Origin of the sequence: Halobellus sp. Atlit-38R, from assembly GCF_003665925.1 — an archaeon.
GTDB lineage: Archaea > Halobacteriota > Halobacteria > Halobacteriales > Haloferacaceae > Haloquadratum > Haloquadratum inordinatus.
Genome location: NZ_QXIJ01000376.1, coordinates 1 through 444 on the forward strand (window position 1 = coordinate 1; position 444 = coordinate 444).

Consider the following 444-nt stretch of genomic DNA (forward strand, 5'->3'; position numbering starts at 1 on the left):
GGCGTTCATCGGCGGCGCCTTCTCGTTCCGCGGCCCGTCGACGGCGGTCGGCACCTTCGCGACGGGCTTCACGACGGACGTGGTGGGGATCGTGTCGATCGCCGCGCTGGCGTTCATCACATTCTTCGGTTTCTCCGCCATCGCCGCCAGCGCCGGCGAGATCATCGAGCCGAAGCGGACCGTCCCGCGCGCCATCGCCGCGTCGATCATCACCGTCACCGTCCTGTACGCGCTGGTGATCGTCGCGATGGTCAACTCGCCGGTCCCCGCGGAGGTCATCGCCCGCGAGGGCGAGACCGCGATGGGCGAGGTCGCAGCCGGCTTCCTCGGCCCCATCGGGCGGTCGCTCATCGTCGCCGGCGCCATCTTCAGCATGGTCAGCGCGTCGAACGCTTCGATCCTCGCCGCCAGCGGGATCGGCTCGCTGATGGGCCGCCAGGGACA

1 protein-coding gene is annotated in these 444 nt (G+C 70.3%); it reads left to right on the forward strand.

The window, feature by feature from the left end; translation table 11 throughout:
- Positions 1–444 (forward strand): amino acid permease (locus D3D02_RS19920; protein ID WP_121571400.1); only part of this gene is annotated, 444 nt, incomplete at both ends.